Genomic DNA, 15,739 nt, shown 5'->3' with positions numbered 1-15,739 from the left:
CTTCTGTTGTTACCTCCGGTGCGAGTACCGGCGTTGTTACTGGTGCCTCTGTGGTCACTGGCGTAAGTGGAGCCCCTGTTATGAATGAAGCCGTATCCCGTGAACCTCTGCTGCGCTGCCAGGCGCTCAATCATGTCTATAAAGAGGGGGAGCTGGAGACTCAGGTGCTCAAGGGGATCGATCTCTGCGTTGCGCCCGGTGAAATGCTGGCGGTAGTGGGGAGCTCCGGCTCCGGCAAGACCACTCTGCTGCATCTGATGGGGGCGCTGGACAACCCCTCCAGCGGCGCCGTGCTGTTCAAGGGTGAGGATATCCACCACTGGGACAGCCGTACCCAGGCTCGCTTTCGCAACCGCGAGCTGGGCTTTGTCTACCAGTTCCACCACCTGCTCTCCGAGTTCAGTGCGCTGGAAAATGCGGCCATGCCGCTGCTGATCGCCGGTGAGTCGGTGGCGGTTGCCACCGAAAAGGCAACCAGGATGCTGGGGCGGGTGGGGCTTTCCCATCGCTTGAACCACCGCCCCTCCGAGCTTTCTGGTGGCGAACGCCAGCGGGTGGCGATCGCCCGGGCGCTGGTCAACGAACCGAGTCTGGTATTGGCGGACGAACCCACCGGCAATCTGGATCACGCCAGTGCCACGGCAGTGTACGAACTGCTGTGTGAACTGAACCGTGAACTGGGCACTGCGTTTGTGGTAGTGACTCACGACCTGAGCTTGGCGGCCAAGCTCCATCGCCGGGTGACCCTGGTGAGCGGCGTGATGGCGGAGGTTGCCTGATGTTCAAACCGCTGCCCCTCTTTCTGGGCCTGCGTTACAGCCGCTCCCGCCGTCGCAACGGGTTTATCGCCTTTATCTCTGCCTCTTCCCTGATCGGTATTGCCCTCGGGGTGATGGCGCTGATCCTGGGCCTCTCCGCCATGAACGGTTTCGAGCGGGAGCTTAAAGATCGGGTGCTCTCGGTCGTGCCGCAAGGTGAGCTGGACGCCGTCGAGCGGCCGCTGCCGGATTGGCCACGTCTGCGCGACTACCTGCTGGCTCAACCGGGCGTTGAGGCGGCAGCGCCGGTCATTCGCCTCAATGGCCTGCTGGAGCATGGCTCTGCCCTCAAGGGGGTGCAACTGCGCGCCGTGCTGCCCGATCTGGAAGCCAATTTGTCGGATGCCGGCAAATACATGACGGGCCGCGGTCTGCGTGAGCTGCAACCGGGTGAACGTGGGGTGATCCTTGGCAAGACCATCGCCGACAAGTTGGGGGTCAAGGTGGGGGATTCGGTCGCCCTGCTGCTGCCGCAAGGGGGTGATCAGGCGGGGATCAAGAATCCTCGGCGCGAAGCCCTGACCGTGGTGGGGCTGCTGGAAATTGGCGGTCAGCTCGACGGTCTGCTCGGCTTTATGCATCTGGCCGATGCGCAAGCGATCACCGGCATGGCCAGCGATGTGGAGGGCTTCAGCCTGCGGGTGAGCGATGTGCTCAAGGCGCAACCCATCACCGTAGCCGCCGCGCAGCAGTTCCCCCATCACGTCTATATCCGCAGCTGGATGAACAGCCAGGGCTACCTCTATCAGGACATCCAGATGGTGCGTACCGTCATGTATGTGGTGATGCTGATGGTGGTGGCCGTGGCCTGCTTCAACATCGTCTCCACCCTGGTGATGGCGGTGAACGAGAAGCGCAGCGAGATCGCCATCCTGAAAACCATGGGGGCGAGCCCCGGCCAGATCCGGCTCACCTTCGTCATTCAGGGGATGGTCAACGGCGTGGCCGGAGCCCTGCTCGGCGCCCTACTGGGCGGGCTGCTTTCGAGCAAGCTGACCCAGATCCTGGGTGTCATCGAGAAGCTTATTGGCCACCGCTTCCTCAATCCGGATATCTACTTTATCGACTTCTTGCCGACCGAGTTGCATATGCAGGATCTGATCATCGTGACGGGCGCCGCCATCCTGATGAGTCTGGTGGCGACCCTCTATCCCGCCTGGCGGGCGAGCGGTCTGGTACCGTCCCGCGAGTTGGGTCACTGATGCGTTGCATCTAATGCGCCATAAATAACGAAGGGCCCGCCGGTGCAAACCGGCGGGCCCTTCAGTTTTCTGGTCATGTAGACTGGCTTAGTGAGCGTTAAGCTCATCGAGCGGTAGGGAGAAGCTGGCCACGAAGGTGTCGATAAAGTAGCGCATCTCATCGCTCATCCGGGCTGCCAGCATGGCTTCAAGGCGCTTGCGAGCCGGCTCGAACTCCCGGTTGCCCGCGTTGATCTCCTCCAGACACTTGGTATAGGCGCAGAGGGTGTCGGCATCCTTGACCAGCCTGGCCAGCTCGTCATCCTGGGCTGCCGAATCGAGCAGGGGGCGAAAGTCCTCCACCAGTTCCGGCGGCAGCATGCCAAGCAGACGCTGCTCGGCGGCCAGCTCTATCTTCTTGTACTCGCGGGCAATCTCGGGATTGAAGTATTTCACCGGGGTAGGCAGATCGCCGGTCAGCACTTCACTGCTGTCGTGGTAGAGGGCCATCACGGCGGCGCGGTCGGCATTCACGCTGCCGCCAAACAGTCGATTTTTGATGATGCCGAGGGCATGGGCCACCATGGCCACCTGCAGGCTGTGCTCGGCGATGTTTTCCGGCTGGATGTTGCGCATCAGGGGCCAGCGGTAGATGAGTTTCATGCGGGCGAGATTGGCGAAAAAGTGGCTGGGTAACATGACGGCCTCAACAAAAGAGAATAGAAAAGGGCAGACTCTAGTCTGCCCTTTTTTTCGTTGCAGGGCAGCGTCTGCCCGCGCATTTCGCGCAGTTAGCGGATATAGCGGCCCGATTCAGCCTCCTGGTTGGTCACAATCATCTGGCCGATAGGAGCCAGACTGATGAGTGCCAGCTTGAGGTGCTGGATACCGAACGGGATACCGATAATGGTCACGAAGCAGGCCAGCGCGGAAGCGATGTGGCCGATGGCCAGCCAGACGCCGATCAGCACGAACCAGAGGATGTTGCCAATCAGCCCCAGAGTGCCGGTGCCGATATCGCTCTGGCCAGTCATGGTCTTGCGATTGACGGCCTGCTTGCCAAACGGGAAGAAGGTAAAGGTGCCGATCACGAAGCAGGCACGTCCCCAGGGGATGCCGACCAGCGAGATAAAGCAGACAAGACCGGCCAGCCACCAGGCCAGGCCCATAAAGACACCTCCCAGTACAAACCAGAGCAGATTGAACAAGAAGCGGAAAAAGGCCATGTGAGTGACTCCAGATCATCAATTTGGTTGCCACCATAACGAGGGAGGGGTAGGGACGCAATGGTTGATTGGTCCAATCGCCATTTGGCTGGTCAAATTGAGTCGCCGCCCGCAACGGTGGGCTGTTTTTCGGCGAAAGATGGGTAATAAAGCGGCGTTCGGATGAAAAAAGGTGAGCAAACGCAAAATTATTGCCATCGGATAGTTGAAGTCGGGCACCTCTCTCCCCATATAAAGGGCAGTTTTGCACGAATTGTGCTTGCACGCCGCTCAATGTGGGGGATGTGTAGCTCGACTCGACCAAAGTGCGCCGCTATAATGCCGCGTCATATTTTCTCATCACAAAGACATATCGTTGTCTTTATAAACAGGAAGACTCCGGGCTTTGCCCAGGGGCAATAAAGGGTCAGCACACAGTGCTGAGTTGAACGAGGTAGAAGAATGCAAGTTTCTGTAGAGACAACCCAGGGTCTGGAACGCCGTCTTACCATCACTGTACCGGCTGCTACCGTAGACGCCGCTGTGCGTAAAGAATTGAATGGCCTGGCCAAAACTCGTCGCATCGACGGTTTCCGTCCTGGCAAGGCTCCGGTTGCCATCATCAAGAAGATGTTCGGCGCCATGGCTCACGCCCGCGTTGCTGATGAAATGATGCAGAGCAACTTCATCAAAGCCATCATCGAAAACAAACTGAGCCCGGCCGGTGCCCCGACCATGGATCCGAAAGAGATCAAAGAAGGTCAGGATTTCGAATTCACCGCCACTTTCGAAGTGTATCCGGAGTTTGAAGTTGCTGGTCTGGAGACCATCAAGGTCGAGAAGCCGGTTTCGACCGTGAAGGACGAAGATCTGGCCAACATGATCGACACCCTGCGCAAGCAGCACGCTACTTGGGCTGATGCCGATGTTGCCGCTGCCAATGGCATGCGTGTGACCATGGACTTCGTCGGTTCCATCGACGGTGAAGAGTTCGACGGCGGCAAAGCTGAAGGCTTCAACCTGGTGCTGGGTGCTGGCCGTATGATCCCGGGCTTCGAAGACGCCATCCTGGGCAAGAAAGCGGGCGACGAGTTCACCATCGAAGTGACCTTCCCGGCTGACTACCACGCTGAAAACCTGAAAGGCAAAGAAGCCAAGTTCGCTTCCAAGCTGATCAAGGTTGAAGAGCAGATCCTGCCTGAGCTGACCGAAGAGTTCGTGAAGCGTTTCGGTATCGAAAGCGGTTCTGTTGAAGAGCTGAAAGCCGAAGTGCGCAAGAACATGGAGCGCGAACTGGCTCAAGCCCTGAAAAACAGCGTGAAAGAGCAGGTTCTGAACGGTCTGGTTGAAGCCAACCAAATCGACCTGCCGAAAGCTGCCGTTGCTCAAGAGATCGACGCACTGCGTCAGCAGGCTCTGCAGCGTTTCGGTGGCTTCCAGGGCGGCAACGCTCCCGAGCTGCCGGCTGAACTGTTCCAGGCTCAAGCCGAGCGTCGTGTACGCGTAGGCCTGCTGCTGGGTGACGTGATCCGCACCAACGAGATCAAGGCTGACGATGCCCGTGTAAACAGCATCATCGAGTCCATGGCGACTGCCTACGAAGATCCGAAGGAAGTGATCGAGTACTACCAGAAGAACGAACAGATGCTGAACGGCGTTCGTAACCTGGCAGTAGAAGATCAAGCCATCGACCTGATCCTGTCCAAAGCGCAAGTGACCGAAAAAGAAGTTGCCTTTGACGAAGTGATCAACAAGTCTGGCGCCGCTGCCTAAGAACATTTGACTTAAGGTCAAGACTGTTAAGTATAATGGCTCGTGTGATCTCCACTCGGGCCATTTTATTTTAGGGACAATGCCTTATGTACAAGAACTATAACGATATGACCGATTCTCCCAGCAATGCGCTGGTCCCCATCGTGGTCGAACAGACTGCCAAGGGTGAACGTTCCTACGATATTTACTCCCGTCTGCTGAAAGAGCGGGTGATCTTCCTGACTGGTCAGGTTGAAGATCACATGGCCAATCTGGTGGTTGCCCAGCTGCTGTTCCTCGAGTCCGAGAATCCGGACAAGGACATCTATATTTACATCAACTCGCCGGGTGGTTCGGTGACTGCGGGCATGTCCATCTACGACACCATGCAGTTCATCAAGCCGGATGTCAGCACCGTCTGCATGGGGCAGGCCTGCTCCATGGGGGCCTTCCTGCTGGCCGGTGGCGCCAAGGGCAAGCGTTTCTGCCTGCCTAATGCCCGTGTGATGATCCACCAGCCGCTGGGTGGCTTCCAGGGTCAGGCATCTGATATCCAGATCCACGCCCAGGAGATCCTGAAGATTAAAAATACCCTGAACGAGCGCCTGGCGTTCCACACCGGTCAGGACATGGCTACCATCGAGCGTGACACCGATCGTGACAACTTCATGTCCGCCGAGCAGGCCGTGGCCTATGGTCTGGTAGACGGTGTCCTGAGCCAGCGTAGCTGAGCAGGGTGTCCCGGTCTGTTGTAAACTCAACAGGCCGATCCATCCTCTATTGATAAAACGAGGTTGCTGAATGACAGAGAAACGCAAGGGTGAGGGTGATAAGCTGCTCTACTGCTCTTTTTGCGGCAAAAGCCAGCATGAAGTGCGCAAGCTGATCGCTGGCCCTTCCGTCTACATATGTGATGAGTGCGTCGAGCTGTGCAACGACATCATCCGCGAAGAGATCCGCGAGATCTCGCCCAAGCGCGATGGTAACGAGCTGCCGACCCCTCATCAGATCCGCGCTCATCTCGATGACTATGTGATCGGGCAGGAGTACGCCAAGAAGGTGTTGGCCGTTGCCGTCTACAACCACTACAAGCGTCTGCGCAACAGCGGCGAAAACAGTGGTGTGGAGCTCGGCAAATCCAACATCCTGCTGATTGGCCCGACCGGTAGCGGTAAAACCCTGCTGGCCGAGACTCTGGCTCGTCTGCTGGATGTGCCGTTCACCATGGCCGATGCGACCACCCTGACCGAAGCCGGTTATGTGGGCGAGGACGTGGAGAACATCATCCAGAAGCTGCTGCAAAAGTGCGACTACGACGTAGAAAAGGCCCAGCGTGGCATCGTCTATATCGACGAGATCGACAAGATCTCCCGCAAGTCGGACAACCCCTCCATCACCCGCGACGTGTCCGGGGAAGGGGTACAGCAGGCACTGCTCAAGCTGATCGAAGGGACCATCGCTTCCGTGCCGCCGCAAGGTGGTCGCAAGCATCCGCAGCAGGAGTTCTTGCAGGTTGATACCTCCAAGATCCTCTTCATCTGTGGCGGTGCCTTTGCCGGTCTGGACAAGGTGATCGAGCAGCGTTCTGTGAAGGGAACCGGTATCGGTTTTGGCGCCGAGGTGAAATCCAAGGATGCTAAGGCCACCCTGAGCGAGACCTTCGCCAAGGTAGAGCCGGAAGATCTGATCAAGTATGGTCTCATCCCCGAGTTCATCGGCCGTCTGCCGGTGGTCGCGACCCTGACCGAGCTGGACGAATCCGCGCTTATCCAGATCCTGAAAGAGCCGAAAAACGCGCTGACCAAACAGTACGCGGCGTTGTTCGATCTGGAAGGGGTTGAGCTGGAGTTCCGTGACGATGCGCTCAACGCCATTGCCCGCAAGGCGATGGAGCGTAAAACCGGTGCTCGTGGTCTGCGTTCCATCGTGGAAGCCGTGCTGCTGGATACCATGTATGACCTGCCTTCTCTGGAAGGGGTCAGCAAGGTGGTGATCGACGAGACCGTGATCAAAGGGGACTCCGCGCCCTTGATGATTTACGAAAATCCCGAAACCCAGGCTGCTGCATCAGAGTAAATGTCTGATTTTTAATCGAATGGAAGGGGCTTTTTGCCCCTTTCATGCTTTTTACGGTTTCGGCGATTGAATCTCATCTCTGCGCCCCCATATACTCAGCCAAGCGCTTTGCCAACGGTATAACAAGCCGAGAGGACATATATGAACCTAGAGCGTTCAGAACGCATCGAGATTCCCGTCCTGCCTCTTCGTGACGTGGTGGTTTATCCCCACATGGTCATTCCACTCTTTGTGGGGCGGGAAAAATCCATTCGCTGTCTGGAAGCGGCCATGGAGCAGGACAAGAAAGTTCTGCTGGTGGCCCAGAAGGATGCGTCAACCGATGAGCCAACGGTGGAGGAGATCTTCACCGTCGGGACAGTGGCCAATATTCTGCAGATGCTCAAGCTGCCGGACGGCACCGTCAAGGTGCTGGTAGAGGGGGGACAGCGTGCCCGCCTGGAGCGGATGATCGACGACAAGGATTTCTTTGTCTGCGAGGCCCAGTACATCCCCTCCCAAGCCATTGAGGAGAAGGATCAGGAAGTACTGGTTCGCTCCGCCATCGGCCAGTTTGAAGGCTATATCAAGCTCAACAAGAAGATCCCACCCGAGGTACTGACCTCGATCTCGGCGATCGACGATGCTGCGCGTCTGGCTGACACCATGGCGGCCCACATGCCGCTCAAGCTGGAAGACAAGCAGAAGGTGCTGGAGATCGTCTCGGTCTCCGAGCGCATCGAATTCCTGATGGCGATGATGGAGTCGGAAATTGACCTGCTGCAGGTCGAGAAGCGCATCCGTACTCGCGTCAAGAAGCAGATGGAAAAGAGCCAGCGCGAGTATTACCTCAACGAGCAGATGAAGGCCATCCAGAAAGAGCTGGGTGAGCTGGAAGATAGCCCGGATGAGTTTGAAGCCCTCAATCGCAAGATTGAAGAGGCTGGCATGCCGGAAGATGCCCGTGAAAAGGCCCAGGCCGAGCTTGCCAAGCTGAAGATGATGTCTCCCATGTCCGCCGAGGCTACCGTGGTTCGCAGCTATGTGGACTGGATGGTACAGGTGCCGTGGAAGGCGCGCTCCAAGGTCAAGAAAGATCTTGGTAAGGCGCAAGAGGTGCTGGACGCCGATCACTATGGCCTCGAGAAGGTCAAGGATCGCATCCTCGAATATCTGGCGGTACAGGCACGGGTGAACAAGCTCAAGGGTCCCATCCTCTGTCTGGTTGGGCCTCCCGGTGTGGGCAAGACCTCGCTGGGCCAATCCATCGCCAAGGCGACCGGCCGCAAATATGTGCGGATGGCCCTCGGTGGGGTGCGTGACGAAGCGGAGATCCGCGGTCACCGCCGTACCTATATCGGTTCCATGCCCGGCAAGCTCATCCAGAAGATGGCGAAAGTCGGCGTGAAGAACCCGCTGTTCCTGCTCGACGAGATCGACAAGATGAGCTCGGACATGCGTGGCGATCCCGCATCCGCCTTGCTGGAAGTGCTGGATCCGGAACAGAACAACAGCTTCAACGATCACTACCTGGAAGTGGATTATGACCTGTCGGACGTGATGTTCGTGGCTACCTCCAACTCCATGAACATCCCGGGCCCCTTGCTGGACCGGATGGAAGTGATCCGTCTCTCCGGTTACACCGAAGATGAGAAGCTCAACATTGCCAAGCAGCATCTGGTTGCCAAGCAGATCCAGCGCAACGGCCTGAAAGAGTCCGAGATCACCATCGAAGATTCTGCCCTGGTCGGAGTGATCCGCTACTACACCCGCGAGGCGGGGGTGCGGAGTCTGGAGCGCGAGATCTCCAAGATTTGTCGCAAGGCGGTCAAGCGCATCCTGCTGGACAAGAGCATCAAGCATGTTCAGGTCAATCAGGAGAACCTCAAGGAGTTCCTTGGGGTACAGCGTTTCGATTACGGCAAGGCCACCGACCAGAACCAGGTGGGTCAGGTGTGTGGTCTGGCGTGGACCGAAGTGGGGGGCGATCTGCTCACCATCGAGACCACCAACATGCCGGGCAAGGGCAAGCTCACTTATACCGGTTCCCTTGGTGACGTGATGCAGGAGTCCATCCAGGCGGCCATGACGGTCGTACGAGCCCGTGCCGAGAAGCTGCGCATCAATGCCGACTTCTACGAGAAGCGCGATATCCACGTGCACGTACCGGAAGGGGCAACCCCGAAAGATGGTCCGAGCGCCGGTATCGCCATGTGTACCGCCCTGGTCTCCAGCTTGACCGGTAATCCGGTTCGTGCTGATGTGGCGATGACAGGGGAGATCACCTTGCGCGGCGAAGTGCTGCCCATCGGTGGTCTCAAGGAGAAGTTGCTGGCAGCCCACCGTGGCGGTATCAAGCGAGTGCTTATTCCGAAAGAGAACGAGCGTGACCTTGAGGAGATCCCGGCAAACGTCAAACAAGACCTTGAAATTTATCCGGTTCGCTGGATTGACGAGGTGCTGGAATTGGCGTTGCAGGACAATCCACAGGGGTTTGAGCGCGTTTCTGTCGTGTAAATGTTGATGCGCCGCAAATTTGGCGCATTCGGCGGGTGGTTAAGGCTTGCATGCGCCCGATAACGGAAGTAGCCTTGACCACCGATCGGGTACTCGTGATGAGTCGCAATGCGTTGTGTGGCGCGGGTTTGCGCCAGATTGTCACTTGCAACTGATCAGGAGGCTTGCTATAAAACCTCCACTTGTTGTGGCCAGGGAAATCAGCGCCGCAGCGGTGTTTGATAAAAGGGGAATATAAGAGTGAATAAATCTCAACTGATTGACAAGATTGCAGACGGTGCCGATATCTCCAAAGCTGCCGCTGGCCGTGCGTTGGATGCCTTCATTGATGCTGTTGGTGAAGCGCTGAAAGAGGGTGACCAGGTTGCTCTGGTTGGTTTCGGTACTTTCGCTGTACGCGAGCGTGCTGCCCGTTCAGGCCGTAACCCGCAGACTGGCGCGACCATCGAAATCGCTGCTGGTAAAGTTCCTGCCTTCAAAGCCGGTAAGGCCCTGAAAGACGCTGTTAACTAAGCCGGTCGCTGATATCCGTCGGCTACCGTCCTTGGTCGCAGACCAGACAAGTTAGAGAGTCTTCTCTCATACTGATTGACCAAGGCGCATCGCAATCGGTGCGCCTTTTTATTGTTTACGCCCATCGAGTTCGGGAGCATAAGTACAAACATGATGTTGGATAAACTACGCGAAGGGGCGCAGGGCAAGGTAGCCAAGGTTATCTTGGGCCTGATCATCCTCTCCTTTGCCTTGGCTGGTGTAGGTAGTTACCTGAACGGCCCGGCCCGTACCGCCCCCGCCACCGTCAATGGCACCGAGATCAGTGCTGCGGCACTGGAAAATGCCTACCGTAACGAGCGCGCCCGCATGGAATCCCAGATGGGAGAGGCATTCAGCCAGCTGGCCGCGAACCCCGATTACATGAAACAGTTCCGCCGCGGCGTGCTGGATCGGCTGATCGATCAGGCGCTGCTGGACAGCAAGGCCCGTGAACTGGGTCTGCGCATCAGCGATGAACAGATCAAGCAAGCCATCGTGGCCATGCCGGAGTTTGCCGAGAACGGCAAGTTCAACAATGATCGCTATCTGCAGCTGATCCGTCGTGCCGGCATGACCCCCGAAATGTTCCGTGACTCCCTGCGTCAGGACATGGTACGTCAACAGTTGATGAGCGCCCTGCTGGGCACCGAGTTCTCCCTCAAGGGTGAAGCGGAGCAGCTCGACAAGCTCTACAACCAGACTCGCGATCTGCGTCTGGTGCGTCTGGCTGCTGCCAACTACATGGCTGACGTTCAGGTCTCCGACAACGAGCTGGAGCAGTACTACAAGACCAATGGCGCCCGTTTCATGAACGACGAGCAGGTCAAGGTTGACTATCTGCTGCTGGACGCTGCCAACCTCGCCAAGGATATCAAGGTCACCGAGCAGGATGCCCAGGATTACTACGATCAGCACCAGGATCTGTTCCAGCGTGCCGAGCGTCGCCACGTGGCTCACATCCTGATCCCGTTTGGCAAGGACGAGAAAGTGGCCGAGCAGAAAGCAGAAGCCGTTTTGGCCAAAGCCAAGGCGGGTGAAGATTTCGCTGCGCTGGCCAAGGCTGACTCTTCCGATACCTTCTCTGCCAAAAAAGGCGGCGAGCTGGACTGGTTCGAGAAAGGGGTGATGGATCCGGCCTTCGAGAAAGCCGCGTTCGCCCTGAACAAGGCTGGCGATCTCTCCGGCGTGGTGAAGAGCCCGTTCGGTTTCCACATCATCAAGCTGCTGGGGGTTGAAGCAGCCCAGACCAAGCCGTTTGCCGATGTGAAAGAAGAGACCATCACTCGTCTGCAAGCTGACAAGGCCAAGGAGAAGTTCTTCGCCGAGCAGCAGAAGATGGCTGACAACAGCTTCGAAAACCCGGACTCGCTGGATCTGACCGCTGATGCCATGGGGATGAAGGTCCAATCTTCCGATTTCTTCACCCAAGCGACTGCTCCGGCTCCGCTGAACGATCCCAAGGTGCTCTCTGTTGCGTTCTCCGAACAGCTGCGCGATGACAACACCAACTCCGACGTGATCGAGCTGGCTGACGGCAAGGCGCTGGTGCTGCACATCACTGGTCACAAGCCCAAAGCGGTCAAGCCGCTGGCCGAGGTGAAAGAGCAGGTGATTGCCGCCATCAAGCATGACAAGGCTAGCGAAGTGGCCCGTGGCAAGGCCCAGGGCCTGCTGGACAAGCTGAAAGTCGGTGAGAGCATCACCGCCGATCTGACTGCACTCGGTCTGAAAGTGGAGACCCACAAAGGGGTTGCCCGCTTCGATCGCGAGCTGGATCAGAACCTGATTGCCCAGGCGTTCACGCTGCCCCATCCGATCGACGGCAAGCCGAGCGTGGCTCTGGTTGCCGAGACCAATGGTGACCGCGTTGTGGTTGCGCTGGACAAGGTCAACGTCCCTGCCGCCGCATCCGGCATGGCCCCATGCTGCAAGCTCAGCTGGGTCAGGGCAAAGCCCAGGTGGATTACAAGTCTCTGATCGACGAGCTGCGTAAGGCGGCCAAAATCGAGTACTTCACCAGTGTGGAAGCAACCGTCGAGTAATCGGCACTGCGCAATCCATTGAAAACGGCTCCTTGATGGAGCCGTTTTTTTATCTGTGGGCAAAAGAGGGGGATACTCAAGCTCTGCTCTCTGCTCTCTGCTCTCTGCTCTGTGGCGTGTAGTCACACCACTGTTATACGCCATCTCAGTCGTCTAAATACGGGATATAAAAAAACCGGCACCTGAGTGCCGGTTTTGCATTGCGCACTTGCGCAGGTGCGGAGTTATACCACGCCCTGAGTGCGCAGGTAATCCTCGTAGGTGCCGCCGAAGTCGCGGATACCATCTTCGCTCAGCTCCAGAATGCGGGTCGCCAGAGAGGAGACGAATTCGCGGTCGTGAGAGACGAAGATCAGGGTGCCCTTATACATCTCGAGGGCCAGGTTCAAGGATTCGATAGATTCCATGTCCAGGTGGTTGGTCGGTTCATCCATGATCAGGATGTTGGGGCGCTGCATCATCAGCTTGCCGAACAGCATGCGGCCCTGTTCACCACCGGAGAGCACCTTGACCGGCTTCTTGATGTCGTCCTGGGAGAAGAGCAGACGACCCAGTACGGAGCGCACAGCCTGCTCGTCTTCGTTCTCCTGTTTCCACTGGGCCATCCAGTCGAACACGTTGAGATCTGTGTCGAAATCTTCGGCGTGATCCTGAGCGTAGTAACCGATCTGGGCGTTCTCGGACCACTTGATGGTACCGGTATCCGGTGCCAGATCCCCGACCAGCGTCTTGATCAGAGTCGATTTACCGATACCGTTGGTACCCAGAATGGCGACCTTCTCACCCACTTCCAGCATCATGTTGAGGCCCTTGAACAGGGGCGCCTCGCCATAACCTTTGGACAGGCCTTCGATCTCCAGAATGTTGCGGTAGAGCTTCTTCTCCTGCTCGAAGCGGATGAAGGGGTTCTGACGGCTGGAGACCTTCACTTCCTCAATTTTGATCTTGTCGATCTGCTTGAGGCGGGAGGTCGCCTGGCTGGACTTGGAGGCGTTGGCACTGAAACGGGAGACGAAGGATTGCAGATCGGCGATCTGGGCCTTCTTCTTGGCGTTGTCGGCCAGCAGACGCTCGCGCGCCTGAGTGGCGGCCAGCATGTAGTCATCGTAGTTGCCCGGGTAGACGCGCAGCTCGCCGTAGTCCAGATCCGCCATGTGGGTACAGACGGAGTTCAGGAAGTGACGGTCGTGAGAGATGATGATCATGGTGCTTTCACGTTCGTTGAGCACCTGCTCCAGCCAGCGAATGGTGTTGATATCCAGGTTGTTGGTCGGTTCGTCCAGCAGCAGGATATCGGGGTTGGAGAACAGCGCCTGTGCCAGCAGCACCCGCAGTTTCCAGCCTGGCGCCACTTCACTCATCGGGCCGTTGTGCTGCTCGATGGGAATACCGGCGCCCAGCAGCAGTTCACCTGCGCGGGACTCGGCGGTATAGCCGTCATACTCGGCGACCAGACCTTCCAGCTCGGCGGCCTTCATGTAGTCGTCGTCGGTCGCTTCGAGGTTGGCGTAGATGGCATCGCGCTCGGCGATGGCCGCCCACAGCTCGGTGTGACCCATCATGACCACGTCCAGTACGCGCATATCTTCGTAGGCGAACTGATCCTGACGCAGCTTACCGATGCGCTCGTTGACGTCCAGGCTCACATTACCGCCAGTGGGCTCCAGATCACCGCCGAGGATCTTCATAAAGGTGGACTTGCCACAGCCGTTGGCGCCGATAAGGCCATAGCGGTTGCCGCCGCCAAACTTGACGTTGATGTTCTCAAACAGCGGCTTGGCGCCGAACTGCATGGTGATGTTGTTGCTACTTAACAAGGTATGTGTCCCGATTGGTCTGTCAAATGGCGCGCATTATGGCACAGATCCCCCGAAAGTTTTAGCGAGAAGTGTGATCTTGATCGGGGCAAGCGGGGCGTGCAGCCGATTGATGGGCAATAAAAAAAGCCGGCACGAGGCCGGCTTGGTAGTGTGATTGACTCATCAGTGGGAGGTGGCGCCAGAGGCACCCAGCCCGGTTTGGGAGCGAACGAACTGCGGCAGGAACTTGGCATGTTCGTCGGCGGCGTTCTGGGAGCTGTCGGTGATGGAGAAGAACCAGATCCCGACGAAGGCCAACCCCATGGAGAAGAGGGCAGGGTATTCGTAGGGGAAGATAGCCTGGGCATGACCCAGCACTTTCACCCATACGGTCGGGCCCAGGATCATCAGGGTTACTGCGCTCACCAGCCCCAGCCAGCCACCGTAGACGGCGCCACGGGTGGTCAGGCGTGACCAGAACATGGAGAGGAACAGCACCGGGAAGTTGCAGCTGGCGGCGATGGAGAAGGCCAGACCGACCATGAAGGCGATGTTCTGCTTCTCGAACAGGATCCCCAGACCAATGGCAACCACACCCAGCACCAGAGTCGTCATCTTGGAGACACGCAGTTCATCGGTCTCGTTGGCCTTGCCCTTCTTCAACACGCTGGCATAGAGGTCATGGGAGACCGCAGAGGCTCCCGCCAGGGTCAATCCGGCAACTACCGCCAGAATGGTGGCAAATGCCACGGCGGAGATGAAGCCGAGGAACAGGCTGCCACCGACCGCATTGGCCAGATGGACTGCCGCCATGTTGGTGCCGCCCAGCAGGGCGCCGGTGGCGTCCTTGAAGGCCGGGTTGGTGCTCACCAGCAAGATGGCGCCAAAGCCGATGATGAAGGTGAGGATGTAGAAGTAGCCGATAAAGCCGGTGGCGTAGAACACAGATTTACGCGCTTCCTTGGCATCGCTCACGGTGAAGAAACGCATCAGGATATGGGGCAGACCGGCGGTGCCGAACATCAATGCCAGACCGAGCGAGATGGCGGAGATGGGGTCAGCAACCAGGCCACCCGGGCTCATGATGGCGATCCCTTTCTCGTGCACCTTGACCGCTTCGCTAAACAGGGCACCGATATCGAAGTTGACCGATTTCATGACCATGATGGCCATGAAGCTGGCACCGGAGAGCAGCATCACTGCCTTGATGATCTGCACCCAGGTAGTGGCCAGCATGCCGCCAAACAGCACGTAGAGCACCATCAGGATACCGACCAGCACCACGGCCACATGGTATTGCAGGCCAAACAGCAGCTCGATCAGTTTGCCGGCACCGACCATCTGGGCGATCAGGTAGAGGGCGACCACCACCAGCGAACCGCAGGCGGAGAGCGTGCGGACTTCAGTCTGCTTGAGGCGATAGGAGGCGACATCGGCGAAGGTGTATTTGCCGAGGTTGCGCAGCCGTTCGGCGATCAGGAACAGGATGATGGGCCAGCCCACCAGAAAGCCGATGGAGTAGATAAGGCCGTCATAGCCGGAGGTGTAGACCAGCGCGGAGATCCCGAGGAAGGAGGCGGCGGACATATAGTCACCGGCGATGGCCAGACCGTTCTGGAAGCCGGTGATACGGCCACCGGCCGCATAGTAGTCGGAAGCCGAGCGGTTGCGCTTGGAGGCCCAGTAGGTGATGAACAAGGTGGCGGCTACAAAGACCACGAACATCACGATGGCCGACACATTGAGGGGTTGGCGTTGTACCTCGCCGGTCAGCGCATCCGCTGCCAGCAGGGGGGAGGAGGCCAGTGAGGCCAACAGCAGCCACTTGCCTTTCAT

General features: G+C 57.9%; 11 protein-coding genes and 1 pseudogene. 8 read left to right on the top strand and 4 right to left on the bottom strand.

All coding sequences use genetic code 11. The features are described 5' to 3' along the window. The first annotated feature begins 80 nt into the window (after positions 1-80). Positions 81-779, top strand: a complete 699-nt coding sequence (lolD, locus tag ACTG2O_RS16335; protein ID WP_005360062.1) for a lipoprotein-releasing ABC transporter ATP-binding protein LolD — start codon at positions 81-83, stop codon at positions 777-779. Further along, positions 779-2,020, top strand: a complete 1,242-nt coding sequence (gene lolE / locus ACTG2O_RS16330) for a lipoprotein-releasing ABC transporter permease subunit LolE (protein WP_439976346.1) — start codon at positions 779-781, stop codon at positions 2,018-2,020. The genes lolD and lolE overlap by 1 nt, the downstream gene beginning before the upstream one ends. A gap of 87 nt (positions 2,021-2,107) precedes the next feature. Here the strand turns inward: lolE and yfbR are convergent, their stop codons facing one another. Both yfbR and ACTG2O_RS16320 read right to left on the bottom strand, forming a co-directional pair. After that, positions 2,108-2,698, bottom strand: a complete 591-nt coding sequence (yfbR, locus tag ACTG2O_RS16325) for a 5'-deoxynucleotidase (protein ID WP_047436789.1) — start codon at positions 2,696-2,698, stop codon at positions 2,108-2,110. A 92-nt stretch (positions 2,699-2,790) separates the two neighbouring features. Continuing rightward, a complete protein-coding gene (locus ACTG2O_RS16320; protein ID WP_005336982.1) occupies positions 2,791-3,225 on the bottom strand; it encodes a YccF domain-containing protein in 435 nt (144 codons plus the stop codon). Positions 3,226-3,666: 441 nt separating this feature from the next. Here ACTG2O_RS16320 and tig point away from each other — a divergent pair, with 441 nt between their 5' ends. From tig to ppiD, 6 genes and pseudogenes are all read left to right on the top strand, one after another. Beyond that, positions 3,667-4,977, top strand: coding sequence for a trigger factor (tig, locus tag ACTG2O_RS16315; protein ID WP_265783627.1), 1,311 nt, complete (start codon positions 3,667-3,669; stop codon positions 4,975-4,977). A gap of 86 nt (positions 4,978-5,063) precedes the next feature. After that, complete coding sequence (gene clpP, locus ACTG2O_RS16310) at positions 5,064-5,687, top strand: ATP-dependent Clp endopeptidase proteolytic subunit ClpP (RefSeq protein WP_005336979.1); 624 nt, start codon at positions 5,064-5,066, stop codon at positions 5,685-5,687. Between the two features lie 70 nt (positions 5,688-5,757). Continuing rightward, positions 5,758-7,032, top strand: a complete 1,275-nt coding sequence (gene clpX, locus ACTG2O_RS16305) for an ATP-dependent protease ATP-binding subunit ClpX (RefSeq protein ID WP_005336977.1) — start codon at positions 5,758-5,760, stop codon at positions 7,030-7,032. A gap of 141 nt (positions 7,033-7,173) precedes the next feature. Continuing rightward, positions 7,174-9,528, top strand: coding sequence for an endopeptidase La (lon, locus tag ACTG2O_RS16300; protein ID WP_005336976.1), 2,355 nt, complete (start codon positions 7,174-7,176; stop codon positions 9,526-9,528). 240 nt (positions 9,529-9,768) lie between these two features. Continuing rightward, on the top strand, positions 9,769-10,041 hold the full coding sequence (gene hupB / locus ACTG2O_RS16295) for a nucleoid-associated protein HU-beta (protein ID WP_005315375.1): 273 nt from the start codon (positions 9,769-9,771) through the stop codon (positions 10,039-10,041). A 150-nt stretch (positions 10,042-10,191) separates the two neighbouring features. Next, positions 10,192-12,104, top strand: a pseudogene (gene ppiD, locus ACTG2O_RS16290) (peptidylprolyl isomerase). Positions 12,105-12,328: 224 nt separating this feature from the next. Here ppiD and ACTG2O_RS16285 read toward each other — a convergent pair. Together ACTG2O_RS16285 and ACTG2O_RS16280 are read right to left on the bottom strand one after the other, a co-directional pair. Then, positions 12,329-13,921: an ABC-F family ATPase gene (locus tag ACTG2O_RS16285; protein WP_005351341.1), complete on the bottom strand. Its 1,593-nt coding sequence runs from the start codon at positions 13,919-13,921 to the stop codon at positions 12,329-12,331. A 165-nt stretch (positions 13,922-14,086) separates the two neighbouring features. Next, the gene (locus ACTG2O_RS16280) at positions 14,087-15,739 is read right to left on the bottom strand and encodes a cation acetate symporter (RefSeq protein ID WP_026035062.1); all 1,653 of its coding nucleotides are present in this window, start codon (positions 15,737-15,739) and stop codon (positions 14,087-14,089) included.

The sequence above is a fragment of the Aeromonas sp. 61P genome, from assembly GCF_051919545.1.
GTDB classification, from domain to species: Bacteria; Pseudomonadota; Gammaproteobacteria; order Enterobacterales; family Aeromonadaceae; genus Aeromonas; species Aeromonas veronii.
The sequence above is the reverse complement of the archived record's forward strand: the minus strand, read 5'-3'. Positions and strand labels throughout refer to the sequence as shown.

What these genes read in the sequence shown, in the direction of transcription:
- lolD (WP_005360062.1), top strand. Translation starts at nt 81, where the DNA reads ATGAATGAAGCCGTATCCCGTGAACCTCTGCTGCGCTGCCAGGCGCTC.
- lolE (WP_439976346.1), top strand. Translation starts at nt 779, where the DNA reads ATGTTCAAACCGCTGCCCCTCTTTCTGGGCCTGCGTTACAGCCGCTCC.
- yfbR (WP_047436789.1), bottom strand. Translation starts at nt 2,698, where the DNA reads ATGTTACCCAGCCACTTTTTCGCCAATCTCGCCCGCATGAAACTCATC.
- ACTG2O_RS16320 (WP_005336982.1), bottom strand. Translation starts at nt 3,225, where the DNA reads ATGGCCTTTTTCCGCTTCTTGTTCAATCTGCTCTGGTTTGTACTGGGA.
- tig (WP_265783627.1), top strand. Translation starts at nt 3,667, where the DNA reads ATGCAAGTTTCTGTAGAGACAACCCAGGGTCTGGAACGCCGTCTTACC.
- clpP (WP_005336979.1), top strand. Translation starts at nt 5,064, where the DNA reads ATGTACAAGAACTATAACGATATGACCGATTCTCCCAGCAATGCGCTG.
- clpX (WP_005336977.1), top strand. Translation starts at nt 5,758, where the DNA reads ATGACAGAGAAACGCAAGGGTGAGGGTGATAAGCTGCTCTACTGCTCT.
- lon (WP_005336976.1), top strand. Translation starts at nt 7,174, where the DNA reads ATGAACCTAGAGCGTTCAGAACGCATCGAGATTCCCGTCCTGCCTCTT.
- ACTG2O_RS16280 (WP_026035062.1), bottom strand. Translation starts at nt 15,739, where the DNA reads ATGAAAGGCAAGTGGCTGCTGTTGGCCTCACTGGCCTCCTCCCCCCTG.